This window comes from Neobacillus drentensis, from assembly GCF_021560175.1.
In the GTDB taxonomy this organism is placed as follows: Bacteria; Bacillota; Bacilli; order Bacillales; family Cytobacillaceae; genus Neobacillus; species Neobacillus drentensis_A.
Genome location: NZ_CP091110.1, coordinates 1583950 through 1602661, shown reverse-complemented (window position 1 = coordinate 1602661; position 18712 = coordinate 1583950). Strand labels below are relative to the sequence as shown.

Annotated in this window: 14 protein-coding genes; all 14 read right to left on the bottom strand. The window is 37.2% G+C overall.

The features are described from left to right. Positions 1-61: 61 nt before the first annotated feature. Positions 62-982, bottom strand: coding sequence for an aldo/keto reductase (locus tag L1999_RS07415; protein WP_235742966.1), 921 nt, complete (start codon positions 980-982; stop codon positions 62-64). Between the two features lie 83 nt (positions 983-1065). Continuing rightward, complete coding sequence (locus tag L1999_RS07410; RefSeq protein WP_235742965.1) at positions 1066-2040, bottom strand: AraC family transcriptional regulator; 975 nt, start codon at positions 2038-2040, stop codon at positions 1066-1068. Positions 2041-2192: 152 nt separating this feature from the next. Beyond that, positions 2193-3494 (bottom strand): MFS transporter, encoded by a 1302-nt coding sequence (locus tag L1999_RS07405; RefSeq protein ID WP_235742964.1) that lies wholly within the window; start codon positions 3492-3494, stop codon positions 2193-2195. Between the two features lie 89 nt (positions 3495-3583). Beyond that, positions 3584-3898, bottom strand: a complete 315-nt coding sequence (gene rhaM, locus L1999_RS07400) for an L-rhamnose mutarotase (protein ID WP_235742963.1) — start codon at positions 3896-3898, stop codon at positions 3584-3586. Positions 3899-4122: 224 nt separating this feature from the next. Continuing rightward, a complete protein-coding gene (locus tag L1999_RS07395) occupies positions 4123-5772 on the bottom strand; it encodes a response regulator transcription factor (protein WP_235742962.1) in 1650 nt (549 codons plus the stop codon). Beyond that, positions 5769-7610: a cache domain-containing sensor histidine kinase gene (locus tag L1999_RS07390; protein ID WP_235742961.1), complete on the bottom strand. Its 1842-nt coding sequence runs from the start codon at positions 7608-7610 to the stop codon at positions 5769-5771. The genes L1999_RS07395 and L1999_RS07390 overlap by 4 nt, the downstream gene beginning before the upstream one ends. After that, entirely contained in the window at positions 7600-8529 is a 930-nt protein-coding gene (locus tag L1999_RS07385) for an autoinducer 2 ABC transporter substrate-binding protein (protein WP_235742960.1), read from the bottom strand. The genes L1999_RS07390 and L1999_RS07385 overlap by 11 nt, the downstream gene beginning before the upstream one ends. Positions 8530-8770: 241 nt before the next feature. Further along, a complete protein-coding gene (locus L1999_RS07380) occupies positions 8771-9916 on the bottom strand; it encodes an iron-containing alcohol dehydrogenase (RefSeq protein WP_275677434.1) in 1146 nt (381 codons plus the stop codon). An 85-nt stretch (positions 9917-10001) separates the two neighbouring features. Then, entirely contained in the window at positions 10002-10835 is an 834-nt protein-coding gene (gene rhaD / locus L1999_RS07375) for a rhamnulose-1-phosphate aldolase (RefSeq protein WP_235742959.1), read from the bottom strand. Between the two features lie 249 nt (positions 10836-11084). Further along, positions 11085-13919 carry a family 78 glycoside hydrolase catalytic domain gene (locus L1999_RS07370; protein ID WP_235742958.1) on the bottom strand — a complete coding sequence of 945 codons (2835 nt, stop codon included), beginning with the start codon at positions 13917-13919 and terminating at the stop codon, positions 11085-11087. 86 nt (positions 13920-14005) lie between these two features. After that, on the bottom strand, positions 14006-14857 hold the full coding sequence (locus L1999_RS07365) for a carbohydrate ABC transporter permease (protein WP_430540025.1): 852 nt from the start codon (positions 14855-14857) through the stop codon (positions 14006-14008). Positions 14858-14898: 41 nt separating this feature from the next. Further along, on the bottom strand, positions 14899-15765 hold the full coding sequence (locus tag L1999_RS07360; protein ID WP_235742956.1) for a carbohydrate ABC transporter permease: 867 nt from the start codon (positions 15763-15765) through the stop codon (positions 14899-14901). Between the two features lie 86 nt (positions 15766-15851). Continuing rightward, positions 15852-17177, bottom strand: coding sequence for an ABC transporter substrate-binding protein (locus tag L1999_RS07355; protein ID WP_345790883.1), 1326 nt, complete (start codon positions 17175-17177; stop codon positions 15852-15854). Between the two features lie 198 nt (positions 17178-17375). Then, a complete protein-coding gene (locus L1999_RS07350) occupies positions 17376-18689 on the bottom strand; it encodes an ABC transporter substrate-binding protein (RefSeq protein ID WP_235742955.1) in 1314 nt (437 codons plus the stop codon). Positions 18690-18712 lie beyond the last annotated feature (23 nt).

Here is an 18712-nt window from a genome sequence, read left to right as displayed (position 1 = left end):
AAAAAGATGATTCCATTCAAAACGGGCTGAAATGATTCAGCCCGTTTTCTGTTCCTATAACTTATGGGATCATATTGCCTGCAGCTTTATATATCTGATACCATTCTTCTCTTGTTAATCGAATATCAGAGCCTTGACACGCGTCTTTGAGGCGTTCAATTTTAGTTGTTCCAAGCACCACCTGAATGTTAGCCGGGTGCCGTGTGATCCATGCCGTCGCAATGGCTGTATTGGTCACACCATATTTTGCGGCGATACTGTCGACTACCTCGTTCAGCTCCGGATAGTGCTCTAAATCACCTAAAAAAGACCCGCCAAAGAAGCCATGCTGGTAAGGCGACCAGGCCTGGATGGTAATGTCGTTTAAACGGCAATACTCCAAAACACTCATGTCGCGGTTAATCGCTTGGTCCACCTTCATGTTAAGGGTAACCCCTGAATCAATTATTGGTGTATGGGCAATACTCAACTGTAGTTGATTCACAACTAACTTATGTGAAGTGTACTTTTGCAATAGTTCTACCTGAGCAGGATTATGATTGGAAACTCCAAAATATCTAACCTTCCCGCTCGTGTGGAGTTCTTCAAATGCTTCTGCTACCTCAGCAGGTTCCATTAATGGATCAGGACGATGAAGGAGGAGAATATCAAGATATTCGGTATTTAACCTCTCTAAGATTCCATCCACTGATTCAATAATATGCTCTTTTGAAAAATCAAAGTAGCCATTACGAATGCCGCATTTACTCTGTAAAATCATCTTTTCGCGAATGGAAGAATTCATTTGAATTGCTTCAGAAAAAATCTCCTCCGATTTACCCTTCCCATAGATATCAGCGTGATCAAAGAAATTAATTCCCTCTTCCATGGCAGAACGTATTAAGGTCTCTGCTTCAGCAATAGAAAGTTGTGGCAAGCGCATATTCCCCATAATAATGTTTGATGCTTGAAGATCTGTATTTGCAATGCTTATGTATTTCAACTAAAATCCTCCCTTCTACTTTCCCTTCATTATACCCCACAATGAAAGCGTGTACCATTTATTCAAACTTTCATTAATGCCCGTTATGTTTTCTCTTTTCCTGCCTGTTCTCTGAATTCTTTTGGTGTCTGGCCATACCTTCCTTTGAAAATACGATAAAAATAGCTGATATTATCATAGCCGACCTCTTCTACAACTGAAGAAATGGACATATCAGTAGTCTCTAATAATTCTTTTGCTTTTCCTAACCGTCTTTCCTGTAGAAATTCTTTGAAGGTATGAGAGGTTGCTTTTTTTATTGTTTTACTTAGCCCATAGTGAGATTGATTTAGTTTACCAGCCAACTCATATAAAGAGGCATTTTTGTAATGTTCTTCAATGTATTGAAGCGACTCGACCACTAAATAGTGATTCATCGATGCATCTTCTTTTCTTTCCACCAGGTCCGTATTCTTTATCAGCTCAATCATCAATAGACCCATATAAAGCTTAATGGTGGATTCAGAAAAAGCAGAAGGATGCATGATTTCATAAATAATTTTCCCAATCAAATCCTGGATAGGCTCAACATCAGCCACTTTAAAATACAGGAATTGTCCATTTTGCGTGTTGTTATAGAGACCGCTGATTAGAAAATCACTCACAATGTTACCTGAATTTAGGAACGAAAAAATAAAATCAAAAAAGGCAGGACGAATGATAAAGTTTATAACGATATCCTCTTTGGCACATGCTTTAATTTCATGTTCAATATGCTGATTTAGTAATAACAATTCCCCTTTTTTCAAGGTAATGGGTCTGCCTCCGGCCGTTTGCTTCAGTTCACCATTATAGACATAATTAATCTCAATATAGTCGTGCTTATGCAAAGGGAAATCCACAAAACGGGTGTGCTTTCGCACCATGATCATTTTGTCTTTACTAAGGAATTTTTCACTCTCTATAATAAAGTTTGTCTTACTTGTGTAAAGTTCTTTACTTACATTCTTGCGCTGATCGAGAATGAGTTTTTCTTCATCCGTTTCCTCGAGAAGCTCGTCTAAAAGGTCCTGGTTCAATTTGACTCACCTTTTTCTAAATACAATTTTTCTTATTTAAGCCAAATCATATCATATTAGGGGGAACTACCTGAAAAATAAATGCAGGAACTTTAAATTTAAAAACCTGGACCAACGAAAAGTTGAACCCAGGTTAAGTTAACATTATTCAATTATATAGCTTTGCCTTTAATTGCTTTTGGTTTTCCAAACCTCTCTTCTTCAATTTGTTTTAATGATTTTCCATTCGTATTCGGAGCAAGAAGAATACCAATGACACAATGAATTGCTAAGAAAACAAGCATTACAATACCAGCTGTTTTAAATCCTAATTTATCCATAACTGTTGGTAAAATAAATGACCAGATGGCAATGCCAAGTCTTACTAAGAAGTACATGATACCTTGAGCACCAGCACGGTATTTCGTTGGAAATAATTCGCTAGCCCACAAACCGTAGAACGCTTGGGCACCGAAACCGGCAGCACTTCCCCAAAGTAGAACAAAAGCAAAGAGTGAAAACCAGTTCATTCCCGTAAAGGTTAGAATTAACCATGCAGCAATGCCCATCACAGCTCCTATTCCAAACAATGCACGTCTGCTAAATTTGTCTCCTAATTTCATAAATACAAAATAAGTAGTTGCAACGGTTAGACTCCAGAGAAGTACCTGAAGTAAATTCGCTTGTGTACCTGTTAATCCACCAACATTTTGGTAAATATATGGCATGAAATAGCCCATCGCGCCAGCTGTTAAATTCCAGAATAAATAAATTCCGATTAAAAGAAATAATGCTTCGCGATTTGGTCTTAAACTGAGTAATTGTTTTAGGATCCCTTTATTATCGCTGATTCCTTCTTTAGCTTCTCGTTCTTTACCCTCTTTCCAGAGCGCTGATTCGGATAAGCCTTGTCGGATGTACCATGTAATAAATGCAATGATTAATAAGTGGATAAAAATAATTCGGCTTCCTAATAACCCTAGTGGAGCAAGCAAGACTGCTAGTAAAAAGGTAATCGCTGGACCAGTCGACCATGCTAACTGTGCAGTACCCACATGTGCAGCTCTTTTATCAGCAGGCGCTTCCTCTGCAATGTATGTCCATGAGGCTGGTACCCCTGCACCTACTGCAATCCCTGTTATAATGGTTCCTACTAATAGCATTGGAAAGTTAACGGAAACGGCTATTAATAAAACTCCAAGCATATAAGCCAGAAGGTCATAGGTATAAATAAATTTCCGACCATATTTGTCACATAAATAACCACCAAACAATGCTCCCACCGCAGCCCCAAATGCATTCGCACTTAATGCACTTAACAGACCCACTGCTATATTATCTAAATGCAGGTATGCCTGCCACATTGTTAAACTACTTGCTGCCGCAATAATGGAACCAGCTTCAATATAGTTTGCCATCGCAACAGATATGGTGGCTTTCCAGCCAGTGGTTTTTTTAGCACCAATTTTAGCCATTGTACTACCTCCTAATAATTATTTTTACTCCAAATAAGCACGCGGTTTCATTTTTGCCATTAATTCTCGAATTGAAAGTACGAAGGCAATTATTCTAAATAAAAGACTTCTTCTAAATTAATAGAAACAGGGCTATTATCGGCATTTGTTTCCATTAGTGGCTCCATATAAGCCCACCATTTTTTACAGATCGTTGTTTCAGACATTTGCAGCCATTTCTCTTCATCCTCGAGTTCTAGATAAGCAAATAATCTACTAGTCTCTTTATCAAGGAAAATGGAATAATTATGTGCACCATGAACCTTTAATTCTGCTACCATCTCTGGCCATATTTCATCATGACGGCGCTTGTATTCATCATAACAATCACGATGGACAAACATGATACTCGCTTTTCTGATCATATTATTTTTCCTTTCCATAATTTCTTTTATAGTTAAACTATACCTATATAAAACGCTTACTTGTAGGAGACAAAATTCAGTTTGGGGTGATATTATTCAGATATTTGAAAGGGATTACAAAATAAGAAAGCGCTGGAGCTGGACATATCTTAATCAATTTATACTTTTTAATCTGTTTAAAAAAAAGCCAAGGAGAATAATACTCCTTGACTATCACAAACCTTTTATTTGTTTGCTGCCAATTTAATGGACTGATCCCTGAATTGTGAAGGTGTTTGACCTAACCATTGTTTAAATAAACGACTAAAATATTTCGTATCTTGATAGCCGACAGATAAGGATATATCATAAATTTTTAAATCTGTCTTTTCTAGTAATTCCTTTGCTTTTTCAAGCCTGGCGGTTGTGACATAATCTAAAATCGTTTCTCCCGTTTGGATTTTAAAATAATCACAAAAGTAGTTGGGATTCATATAGACTTGCTGTGCGATTTTTTTTATTGTAATATTTTCTCCCAGATTATTTCTAATCCACTCTTTCGCAACTTGAATAGGATTTTGCCGTTCTTTTTTCAAATCAGCCATTTTCTCCATGACATGTAAAATCCATAGTTTTACATTATCTTTAAGCTGGACAAAGTTTGCTGCGTGATTCGTGATAGTTAAGGCATCTGATAGTAAGTCTGGTTCCTCACTATAACCATCGTTTTCAATCCAATGATTAGCGATCCCGATTAATAGGTAATGAACCGCTTCATTGATCATAACAGGTGATGATATCGTTTCTATCTCACGAAAAAACCCCTGTAATGATTGAAGTAAGGCATCCTTTCTCCCTTGAGTAAAAGAGTTGGTCACTTGTTCTGTATACTTTAGGATAGAGGAAGAGATTCCCTTTGATTTTTGAGCCTTGAGTCCCTCAAACAAATCAGCTTGAAAGACTTGATTCCCTCCTTGAATAATTCGAAACTGAAGCAAGGCAAGGAGTTGGTTTTTCATAATACAAAATAAAGCTAGATCATTAAATTCATCCCCTAAAGCAATAGATGCTGTAAAAGGGGTACATTGGTGAATGGAAACTCTAAGCTCTTCAGCAAATCGGCTGGATAACGATAAAAACACTTGATTATCCTCGTTGTCTTCCCGGGATATTAATAACCAATAACTGAACTTACTGCCCCGCCACCACCAGCTATTAATCTTTTGAACTTGAGTAAAAGCAGCAACTTTTTCTACTAAAATAGCTTCGACTGCTTTCGACCATGTTTTCCAATCCTCAGGTGAGAATTCTCTTGTTTGCGAAAAGATCTGGTCAACACTAATATAAATTAATTGAAAACAACCGTTTGGAAACTTCCGTATCCAATCAAGATAAGCAATATCCTTTTCCTCCTTCCAGGTCATTTCGCTTAATAGCTGAAGCTGCTTAGTATACTCCAGTTGGGATGCTTTTTCTTGGATGCTAAGCCATTCCTGCTTTTCCTCATAATCCTTCTCAATCTTTTGTTTCACTTCATCCATTTGTATTTGAAATTGCTCTTTGTCAATCGGCTTCAGGATATAATTAACGGCTCCATCCCGGAGAGCAGTTTGCAAATATTCAAAATCATCATAGCCACTTATAAAAATGGTTAGAAATGAAAGATAACTTTTAAGTTTTTTATTTAAGGTTAATCCATCCATTTCAGGCATCCTAATGTCAGAAATAAGCAGGTCAAATGAAATTGAATGATTTAAAACCGCTTCATAAACTTCTAATCCATCCGAAAATGTACCGACGATTTCCCATTCTTCACCTAACGAGCGAACCATTCGTTCAATCCCCCGGCGGATTCTTCCCTCATCATCAACAATAACCGTTTTGATTTTTGTCATTTTTCATCACCATCCTCTTGAGCCCCTAAATAGTTTGAAATCTCACTTTTAAAAATGGCTGGAATTTTTATTGTAATCTCTGTCCCTTTATCAATGGAACTATTTACTTTCAATTCATATTGGTCTCCGAACATCATCATCACCCGGGCATGGACATTCAAAATACCAAAACCGGACTCTCGTTTCCCCATGGGATCTGATTGCAATTTGTGATTTAATTCTATTAACTTTTCCTCATTAATGCCTGGACCATTATCTCGAAGCGAAAATAAAATATCTATTTTTCCTTGATCATTTATAATTTCTCTTACTAGAATTTGAATATTAAGCCCTTTCCTTTTCTCCAATCCATACTTGATAGAATTCTCCACGATAGGCTGTAAAATAAATTTGGGTGTAAAATAGGCGCTTGAATCTAACTCTGTATGAATTCCGTAAGTAATTCTTTCTTCAAAACGGTATTTTTGAATTTTTAAAAAGTCCTGAATATGATCGACTTCCTGGGAAATCGGTACAAGTCGTTCTTTATTACTTAAAGAATAACGAAGCATTCTTCCTAAGAGAGTGACCATTTCAACGACCGTTTCAGATTCACCATCCTCTACTGCCATACTAATCGTCTGCAGCGTATTGTACATAAAATGTGGGTTAATTTGCGATTGCAGTGCGTATAGTTCGGCGTTTTTTTGACGAATTTCAATCGAATAATTTTTTTGAATTAATTCCCTAATTTCTGTGAGCATCGAATCAAAACTCTGTGCCAGGGTACCGACCTCATCTTTTGAAGTAATCGGAATCGAAACACTAAGGTTGCCCTCTTTCACCTCTTGCATTAAATTTCCCAGCTTTTTAATCGGTTTGGTGACTGTCCAGGCAAGAAAAACCGATATGAGGCTCGTAATAATGACAAGAGTAAAAAAAGCTAAAACGATTACATTTCGGACCATATCCGTACCCATCGTTAGATATCTTAATGGAATACTATGAACTAAAATCCATTTATGGCGAACAGATTTATTTACACTAATGAGAGTTTTTTCTTGACCTGCCTCTGTCTGAAAACTTCCGTTAATCAACGGATAGTCCTTTAGTTCACTGAAAACAGAGCCAATTTTTGAGGGATCGGTATGAAAAATAACCTGTCCATTATCATCCATGACCCACATGGCAGCATTTTTTTCTCCCTCTAAATCTGCTAAAACATCTTTAATAAAAGATAATTTAACGGCTAAAAAGAGGGTACCGAGCGATTTTCTGTTATCAAAATCTGTAACCTGTTTCATTAGTAATATGTAGGGGGGATTCCCTTCAAACTCTAAACTTGCTTGTTTAGGCAGGATGAGTTCCACTTTCTCCCCTAACGCGTGTTCTTCCCCATACGGTAGAGTTAGATTTTCAAGATTAAATCCCTCATAAGGTAAGCGCGTGCTCACAAATGACCGATTTTTAGATAAAAGGAACGCCCCCAAGATTTCTGAACTATTATCAAGATAAGTGCTTGTTAAGAAACTTTCTACAACAAATTGGTCCTGATGTAATTTGGATTGATTCTTAAAGCTGCTATCTCTTAGAATCGACATAACGTCACTTGAACTATTGATTAATTCCGGGAGTCGCTCTAACTCACCGAGATTGTTTTCAATATTATTATTTGCTTGCTTTAAAAGTTTTGGGATATATTCCCCCACTTTTTCTTCAATTGATTTTGTATATTCATAATAAGCAAGAACACCTAATAGCGCCATCGGAATTGCTGTTAACAAAATATAGGTAATCATTAGTTTCGTTGATAGCCGGGAGTTTCTTAATTTTATTTTTTCAATAAGCTTAAAAATCATATTGGTCAATATTCTCCCTTGTAAAATCAATTGGCAGTCCCATAATCACAGAGTCACCTTTAATTTTAATGTTGCCGACTTTTGCGATATGCTGACCATCCTTAAGCTTATCACCATTAAGTAGTTCTTTGGCTAAACTAACAGTTAAATAACCTAGCTTTTTAGGACTCCATAATGTGATCATTTGAGATGAACCATTTTTTAAATACGTCCGCATTAAATTAGGTGTGGAGAGTCCTGTAATTGTGACCCTCCCTGCCTTTCCCACATCCTGAACTGCCTGTGCAGCTGCAGGTGGACCTACAGATGAACTGCCTAATATCCCTTTCAAGTCTGGATATGTTTTTAATAGCTTTTCAGCATCCAAGTATGATTTTTGGGGATTATCTTCCGTCTCAACTACTTCTACTAATGTCATTTTGGGATAGACTTCTTCTTGCTGCTCAATTATATAGTTCATCCACTCTGATAAATTAGCGGCAGCATGTGAACCTGTCAAAATTGCATACTCACCTTTTTCCCCCATCTGGGAAGCTAAATTATCCATTAAATGCCGGCCAAGATTTTCCGGGTCCACCATATTAATGAATAGTTCTCGGTATTTGGGGTCTGTATCCGAATCCCAGGTAATGACTTTTATTCCTTTTTCTCTTGCCTTTTGTAAGATAGGCCCTAATCTTTCTGGGTCATTGGCTGAAACTGCAATAAGGTCAACATCTCTTTGAATAAAATCTTCAATAATATTTCGCTGTTGCTTCCAATCGGCAATAGGTGGACCTTCAAAAAGAACATTTAGGTTTAAGTCCGCCCCAGCTTCAATAGCCCCCTCTTTTACCGCATTAAAATAAGGAATCCCACTTACTTTCGGAACAATGGCAATTGTGTAATCTTCTTTTCTACTTATTTTTTGTTTTTGCACTTTCTTTTGATCACCGTTATAAATAATTTGATATTTTCCTGTAGTTGAAGAATCAAAAACGCAACCGCTTACAAAAATAACTAATAAAAAAAAACCTAATAACCTTAAGTACGTATTTATGTTCAGCACCTCACATATAAAACAAATAAGAAATAGAAAGAAGAGGCCATTATAATTAGCTTGGCCTCTTAACATTATATCATATATTACTATAGTTCTTATCTCTGATTATACCTCTAAACTATAGTATTTCCTCAAACATGGCAATGACTTCATCTTTTGTAGGCTGAAATGGATTTCCTGGTGCACAAGCATCTTTTAAAGAGTTAACAGCAAGTTTGTCTAAATCCACTTCATCCACACCTAGTTCTGCTAGCTTACTTGGAATTCCAACTTCTTTTGATAGAGCCTTGATCGCTGCAATTACCTCTTCTGCACATTGCACATCCGTTTTACCAGCTACTTCAAGCCCGGCGGCCTTTGCAATCACACGGAATTTCCTTGGGTCTCGTTTAGCATTTTCTCTTTCCACGATAGGAAGAAGCATTGCGTTACAAACACCATGCGGTAAATCATAAACGCCGCCAAGCTGGTGGGCCATCGCATGCACAAAACCAAGACCGGCATTATTGAAAGCAATTCCGCCTAGGAACATAACGTACGTCATCTGTTCACGGGCTTCAATATCATGACCGTTCTTAACAGCACGAGGTAAATAATTAAAGATAATTTCAACCGCTGCAAGAGCAGTCGCATCCGTTACTGCATATGCACCTGGAGTAACAATTGCCTCGATTGCATGTGTTAGAGCATCCATACCAGTTGCGGCTGTTAAGGCTGCTGGCTTATCGAGCATTAATTCAGGGTCATTAACAGATATGGTCACCAGGCTGTTTTTATCAACCATAACCATTTTAACTTCACGTTCTTTATCGGTAATCACATAGTTGATTGTAAATTCGCTTGATGTACCTGCAGTCGTATTGACGGCAATGATTGGGATAGATTTATTTTTTGTTTTGTTTACTCCCTCATAATCTCGGATGTCTCCACCATTGGTTACGTAAAGACCGACCGCTTTTGCTGTATCTTGTGGGGAACCGCCGCCCACGGAAATGAGTACATCACATTCGCTTGTTTTAAACACATCTACACCAGTATAGACGTTTTCAATGGTTGGGTTTGGCTTTACTTCATCATATACTATATATTCAAGATTAATTGATTCTAATTCTGCTAGAACTTTACCAGCCACTCCGCTTTGATTTAAAAATTTATCCGTAACAACCATTGCCTTTTTAAATCCAAGATCTATTACAAGCGGCGCTAACTCCTTTAAACATCCTCTGCCCATTAGGTTTGTACTAGGTACGTAATAAACACTCACAATTCTTCCTCCTTTTTATGTTCACTATTTCACATATTTATTTTTAAAATTAAGGGACGTTATGCCCCCTAATCGTAAATCCATTTTATAAATTTAAGATTCCTGTTCTAGGTACAACATGGAATGCGTCAGCAAGGTCTTGAAGCTGTTGGTCCGTAATCGTTTGTTTTTTTCCGCCTTGAGCACATACAAAGGTATAAACCTGGGCTGCTTTTTCAGCTGTTTCAATTAGGCCAAAAGTTTCATCCATTGTTGTTCCTGCTCCGAAGATACCATGGTGCGGCCAGATGACAAGGCGTGTATGTTCCATTTTTTCTGCAGTTGCTTCGCCAATTTCATTTGTTCCTGGAATAATCCAAGGAATGACACCTACACCATCAGGGAAAACAACAATACATTCCGTACACATTTCCCAGAGGGTTTTGGTAAAGTCTTCTTCCTTCAAGCTATGTGAAAATGTCATCGCAATCAAATTAGTTGCGTGGCAATGCATAATCACACGGTGGTTTTTGTCTGCTTCTAACCGTTTCATATGATTCATTAGATGTGTGGGAAGTTCACTAGTTGCCACTCCGCCATCTTCAAGGCCCCAAAGAATCTCGTAGCTTTTTCCATCTTCACCAATACGGATAACTCCCAGGTTAGAGGATGGATCGTCTTTTACATTTTTAAAGTATTTGCCAGAGCCCGTAACGGCAAAGTATCTACCTGCAAGTGCTGAAGCATCAAAATTCATAGGTACTGTTCTAACTACACTATCTATATCCAGATAAGGTAATACCTCAAATTCATTTAGTAAATAACTAATATTTCCTCCATTACGTTCATCCCAACCCAACCGATACAAATTAGAGGTGGCTTCCATCATTTCCTGGATAAATGGTGCTCTATATATTAAATTTCTCACATTCAAACTCATGTACAATCTCTCCCTTTAAAATAATGATTTATGTTTGATTACTTTAGTTATCTTCTTTATGTGTTTATAGTAACCCCAATTCAAACACAAATCAACATAAATAAAGAAAATATTTTTGTTTATTTTTGTTTTATTAACATTATTGTCACAGATCATCTTATTAACCAAAAGAAAACAGACCTTTAAGGTCTGTTTTCTTTTGGTTTTATGCTCAAATTTAAAATCAATCATAATCTTCGCTTGTTTTGTTTATGATATTTTCTTACCATTTACTAGCAATCTTGTATTCTTAGAGGATGATATTTCTGCTTTAACATCTTCAGGGAGAGTGATTTGCATATCAATATAATCACCTAAATCTTTACAATAGATATCAATTCTCCCTTGTGGAATGGGAACGGAGCCTTTTATCCACTTAAGTCCATTTAAATTTGGTGCAATTGATACTCTTGTAAAACCAGGTTCCAATGGTTTTACGCCAAAGAAGAGAACTCCAAACACATAGGTAGGTGCTGCTGACCAGGCATGGCAATGGCTGCGGCTAAAGTCTCCCTCAATTAATTCCCAGCCTTCCCAACATGTTGTTGCATCATTTTCCAACATATAACCATATACATTTTTAATATTATCGAGTACTAGATCATTTTTCCCTAATTCCATTAATGTTTGATAATAGAAAAATAGAACAAAGGGACTTTTTATTTGGACAAACTCCTCTGTCGGATTTACTATATATTGTTCAATAATATTTCTGCGGTTCCCTTCCACACAATTTGTAAGATAGGCAATTAAGTTTGTTTGAACACTATGAATTTTTGACCGTGTCCCGTCCTCATGAATACTATCAATAAATACTTTTTCTTCTTCATCCCATAAGTATTTGTTAATTGCTCGTTTCAATTGATCTGATAAAGTTAAGAAGGTAACTTCATCATCATTCTCCCCAATAATGGACGCTAAATAAGCGGTTTGCCTTAGTGCATCAACGAGGAGTGCATTTTGATGCGTGACAATATTATGCGCTGTATCCATCGGTGCCCAATCTAACATATTCCAAGCAGAAATTTCTAATAATCCATCTTGATTGATAAATTCTTGAAAACGTTGAACGGTAAGCTTTAGTTCAGGATAAACTTCTTTTATAAATTCAACATCACCCGTAAATCGATAATATTCTCGGCATGCCTTCATCCATAAAATTGACCAAGCCGTTAGGACATTCTGCCATCCACTAGGCACATGGGATTCTGGCAGCGGCGAGCGATAAACTGATTTAGAAATTAACCTTAAACATCGTTTTACTAAGTCATAGTTTCCAAATGTATAATAATTCATTAAGGAAATATTATACGAATCTCCCGTCCAAAGGGCCTGTTCGTAGGCAGGACAATCGATGATGGTGTCTTGTGCACACATCCGAACGGTATGCTTAGAAATTTCCCAAATTTGGTTTAATTGATAGTCCGAGCTGCTAAACACTCCTATATTTCCAGTTGGGAAAGTTGTTACATCTACTTTCATACTGAAAATTTTACAAGGGGTTTTTAAATTTCTGATTGTAAGCAGCATATACCTGAAACCTCTAGGAATAAACGAACGATAAACCTGCCGGCCGTTCTTTGCAACATATCTTAATGAATTATTCAATGAAAAGGTATGTTCGATCTTTCCATCCTTGTGGATACTTTCAAATAAAAAGAAGTCAAAAATAGTCCCCTGTAAAGCCTCTACTTCAAATTCGATATGGCCAAGGTATTCTTTACCGAAATCAATAAGATACTCCGGATCACCTTTTTCCATAGGTTCTACTCGTGTAAAACTATGATTCGGCAAGACCATATTTTGCTGCTCAAATCCTATCGGGTACGTTTTTATATCTTTTTTTAAAATCGAAAGCAGGCTTACATTATCGGTACAAACATGGTTGTTTGGGATCACTTTCGCCCATTTTTTAAAGGGTGCTAATTCACTAATAGATGATAGCTGCTTCATTTGAAAGTATTCATTTTCTGCAGGAATCTTTAATTCTACTTGTTTACCAATCTGCAGTTGAGTAGTTGAATAAAAAGGTCCAAAGCCAATGAATTTAGTCTCTTTTTGACTAAATGGTGCGATTAAATTTAAATTTTCAGGAAAATTAAAGGTCAGATGGATCGTTGGTTCGTGAAAGAACCCGCCCACATCAATGATTAATAAATTTCTACCTTTTCTTAGTTTTACTTTTTCATATTTTCCATTCTGCGTTTTGAATTGCTCACCGTTAAGGGAAAACTCCCACTTGGCTCCTGCATGTGCATCAAAGGTGAGTGTCATTTCTCCTGATGCTTCATCGTTAGAGTGTAGTTCAGTTACGACATAACCCTGCATAATTTTCCCCGAATTACAATCCAATTCTCCTGAAAAAAAAGTCGGTTTTAAATCAATTGAAAAGTGTTGTGAAACAGGTCTCACTTCTTTTAAAGATAAGACACTTTTGGGATAAATGGGTTCATTGGTTAAATGAGGAATATCCCGAGGAATCAGACTCTTCCAAGGGCTTACCCCATAAGAACCGATTATTTCTGCATCATCCCAACCTGAGTCGTCAAAGAGAAGCTGTTCCCACTCACAATCAAATAGATTTGCATTATAAATTTCTGCCCAGGATAAACAATTAGACATTTTGACAGATTCTTTAATAAATCCAGCATGATTGGCAGTCTTCCATCTTTCATCTGTCAACAACTGGCCAACCACCTCGCCATTATAGGAGAAATCAATTTGCGCTAATAAGCCGCCCCGCCCTTCGATATAATGCATCGTGCCCATTCCATAATGATTAACTAACACAGCGATCACATTTTCTCCTTTTCTAAGACCGCTTAATTCATATTGATCATAATACCATTCGGAGGTCCAGCCACGGACAGGTCCAGAGCCGATTAGTTGACCATTAATATAGACCGAATATTTAGTATCAGCCGATATTGATAATATGGCAGATTCATAATCCGAGCTAACACTAAATATCCGTCTGAAACATGTCCAATGATTTCTTGGATGTTCCCCGCTATTATCCCATATCCAATTTGCTTTCCATTCCATAGATTTACCTCCAAAGTTAAGACCCGATCATTCTTTGAACAGGATGAAATCGGGTCTGTGATCAAATCTCAATTTTTTGTAATTCCTTATTTAACCGATCCTGCCGTCATTCCAGCAACAATTTTCTTGTTAAAGATAATAAATAAGATTAGCGGTGGAATAGAGATCACTAAAATATTAGTAAATAGTAAATTCCACTGCGTGATGTACATACTCATAAAATTATAGAGTGTTAGCTGTAAGGTGGCATTCTCTGCACCTGGAAAGAAATACAATGGATTCACAAAATCATTGTAGACACTTACGGCTGTTAAAACAATTACGGTTGCTGATACAGGTTTCAGCAATGGGAATATAATATTAAGGAATAATCGGAACCTTCCACATCCATCTATTAAGGCTGCCTCATCAAGGGATCTAGGAATCGTAACCATAAAGCCCCGATACAATATAATTGTAAATGGTAAGTTTAATGCTACCTCAACAAGGACAATACCCGGCATGGTTTTAAATAGCCCAATTTCTTGAAGCACCCAGATTGTTGGGACTACTGCTGGAGGAATGATCAACCCCGCAAGAATTAAAAAATTAATAAATGGGGTTACTTTTGATACTTTACGCTGTAAAACATAGCCAGCAGCAGCACCCAGTACGATGAGAAGAATAATCGATAATCCTGTAATCATTACGCTATTATAAAAGGCACGCAGTATCATTCCATCCCTGGCACTTATAACAGCTTGGAAATTCTCCATAATATGAAAGGACTTTGGCCAATCCATATTTAATAGTGATGATTCCTTTACATCTTTAAAGGCATTGATAATAACAAAATAAAATGGTATCCCAAAGATCCCCAAAGTAGCTATAACAGCAAAGCATTCGACTAGAACTTTCCAAAGTTTTTTACGTATCTTCACGTTACTTTTCCTTGACATTACTGGTTTTGTTTCGATTTCACTCATGACCACTTTACTCATTATAAGTCCACCTCTTTACTATTGAGATAAGCATAAAGAGGGAAGGCTAACGCAGAAACGAGGATGAATAAAATAACATTTCCAGCCGTTGAAAGACCGAAAAAACCTGCCTGATATTGCTTATATATGATGGAGGCAATCAGGTCAGTACTAAAACCAGGTCCTCCTTTTGTCATGGTCCAGATTAAATCAAACGAACGTAGGCCTCCAATAAAGGAAAGAATGATAACTGTGTTCATCGCTGGTCTGCTAAGCGGTAAAATGATGCTCTTAAATTTATGCCATGCATTTCCACCATCCATCATAAGTGCTTCATAGTAATCTTCTGGAATAGACATAATTCCAGCAATGAAAATAACGGTCGCCATTCCGACCCCTTTCCAAACATCAACCAAAGCGACAGAGACAAGCGCAATTTTCGTATTCCCTAACCAGTCAGGCCCAACAATTCCGATTCCTTTAAGGACTATATTAATTAGTCCCTGTGAAGGATGCATTAACATGGTAAACGCAATACCTACTGCAATCGTACTTAACAATGTAGGAAAAAAGATCATCGAACGAATAAATCCGACAGTTTTCAGTTTAGAACTAAGAAAGACACCTAGTAAAAGACCAAGAATGACTTTCAAACCTGATGTTACAACTGCGTATACTAGAGTGTTCTTAAAACCAATATTCAAAGATGGTTCTGATAAGAATGTCTTAAAGTTTTCAAAACCAATAAACTTCCAATCTGTTAACGTCCACCAAGTCATACTGAAAAAAAGTGACATAATGGTCGGCAACAAGAAAAAGACAAAATAAACGATACCTGCTGGTAAAAGGAAGTAATACGTATACGTTTTGTTAGCTAACTTATTCATCTTCCTCTCCTCCCTTTAACTCTTTCTAATAGATTGGCCCTGCTAGAAACTAGTCAGGGCCAATAAATCAATAGATTAATAAATATTTACCAACCTTTAAGACCTAGTTGTTTTGCTTGTTTTTCAACATCTTTGTCGTATAGCTTTGCCCCGTCTAAAGCTGAGCTAATTCCACTGCCCACTTGTGTTGTAATTTGCTCTAGGCTAGGCCCTTTAACTGGGCTGAGGAATTCAAGAGCTGGAGCTGTTTTGCCTGATTCAAAATATGGCTGCATATCCTTTACTGCAGGGTAAACGTCATCTGAAAGCGTGATTCCTTTTATCGCAACCGGTCCAGTTGGTTTGATTTTGGATGTATATAGATCAATACCTTCTTGAGATACATAGAATTCTAAAAATTTCTTAGCTGCATCGATATGTTCACTATTTTTATTGATAAAGATTCCCGCAGGCATCCACACCGTTAATCCATTCTTATCAGCACTGTCACTTGGTTGTGGGAAGAATCCAATATCCTGCATTTTGCCTGGGGAAGTTGCTGCAATATTAGCTAAAGCGAACGTGATCATCGGATACTGTACACCAGTCCCATCAGCTAACATTTTTAAGCCTGCATCATAACCAGTTGCAAGGAAATCTTTATTCATATAACCCTTTTTATAAATGTCTGCTAACTTTTCAAAGCTTCGAAGTGCTGCAGGGGTAGTCGCAATTTTTGCTTTATTAGCTGTAAAATCATCTGCGAAATTCGGATTATCAGCAAGGACATTATAATTATCTGCAAGGACAATGACTTGAGATGTCCAAGTATCTTTATAAGTTCCGATTACAGCCGTTTTGCCAGCTTGTTTAATTTTTTCATTATTAGCCATTAACTCATCCCATGTTTTAGGAACGGAAAGACCAAGTTCTGCATAAACCTTTTTGTTATATAACCAGCCTCCGGCATTGGTTGGTGTCCCCGGAATTCCAAACACCTTTCCATTTGCAGAAACGGCTTGTTTGTAATCGTCCATGATATTTTCCATGAAAGGTTCTTTACTTAGGTCAACAAAATTTTGTTCAGGGTTTAGTGCTTGTAACTGTGAACCTGAGTTATTCCATAGTAGATCCGTCATATCACCGGTTGCTAAGCGAGTTTTGATGATATTATCACCCTCTGAGCCGCCAGGACGAGTCTCAATTTCTACTTTTATATTATTCTTCTTTTCAAATGCAGCGATAATCGCATTGATACCATCTAATTGTGTCTGATTATCAATTAGGAAGGTTAGTTTTTCCTTTTCTTGACTTTTACTGCCGCCACCACCTGAAGTGGCTTCTTCCTTGCTGCTGCATCCTGCTAATATTCCCGCCATTAGTGCACTACTTAACAATATTGAGGCGATCTTTTTCTTTTTATTCCTGATCATCTCTTTTCCCCCTTTTTAATGTAGTTCTAACTAATACATATCTCTGGCATTTATACTGGGTGATTAATTTCATTTTAAGCGCTTTCATACCATATTTTAAGTGGTGCTTTTTTTGGAAATACGTCCGTTTTTTTTAGATAAAAAAAAATCTTTCTTTCAATTTTGTATTGAAGGAAAGACTTTTTTCTCAAGTTATAGCTACCAGCCTTTAAGTCCTAGCTGCTTTGCTTGTTTTTCAACATCTTTATCATATAATTCCGCACCGGCTTTTGCGGGGATCATTCCACTGCCTACTTGTATGGTAATTTGCGGTAAGTTAGGTCCCTTTAAAGGACTCAGGTATTCCAGGGCCGGCGTGGTTTTTCCAGTTTCAAAATAGGGTAACATATCCTTTACAGCAGGGATAACATTTTTGGGATCAATTAACCCTTTTATGGCAAACGGTCCTACAGGGCTCTTATCACCATATAACGTTTTCACCCCTTCAGCAGATACAATAAAAGATAACCACTTTTTTGCCGCTTCTAAATGCTGCGTATTCTTGTTTACATAAAGTGCAGCGGGCATAAAGACCGTTACTCCCTTTTCTTTAGGGCTATCTCCAGGCTGAGGAAAGAATCCGATATCATTCATATTATCTGGGTACTTCTTTGCAATTCCCATTAACATAGACGATAACATTGGATATTGCACCCCGGTCCCATCTATTAGCATTTTCAAGCCCTCATTTAAGGTAGCAATTTGAAAGTCCTTGTTTAAGAAACCCCTTTGGTACACCTCCGATAATTTTTCAAAGCTTCTTAATGCTGCAGGTGTAGTAGAAAATTTAGCTTTATTCACTGAAAAGTCTTCTGCAAAGGTAGGATCGGCAGAAATAACATTATGGTTATCGGCAACAACAATTAACTGCGAAGTCCAATCATCCTTATAAGTACCAATAACTGCCGTTTTACCAGCGGCTTTAATCTTTTCACTATTGGTGATTAATTCATCCCATGTTTTTGGCACAGTTAAGCCTAACTTTTGATAAACCTTTTTGTTATAGAGCCATCCGCCTGCAATCGCACTGCCGATTGGAAGCCCGAATACCTTGCCGTTAACGGTAACTGAATCCTTAAAGGATGGTACTATTTTTCGCATAAACGACTCATCTTTCAAATCAACAAAATATTCCTCCGGATTAAGTGATTGCAAAAGAGATCCAGAATTATAAATAACCAAATCTGCCATATCACCGGTAGCCAATCTGGTTTTCATGACCTGATGACCTTCCACTCCGCTTGGACGTGTTTCAATATCTGTTTTTATATGATATTTCTTTTCAATTTTGGCAGCAACTGCTCGAATTCCCGTTTGATCTGCTTGATTATCAATTAAAAGGCTTAAGGTAACTTCCTTTGTGTTGGAATGTGTTGAACCATTTTCATCGTTAGTGCTGCAACCTGCTATCAATAACGAAAATAGAAGAAGTATTCCTACCATGATTGAAGATATTTTCCTATTTTTCAACATACTCATTTCCGCTCTTTCTCTCA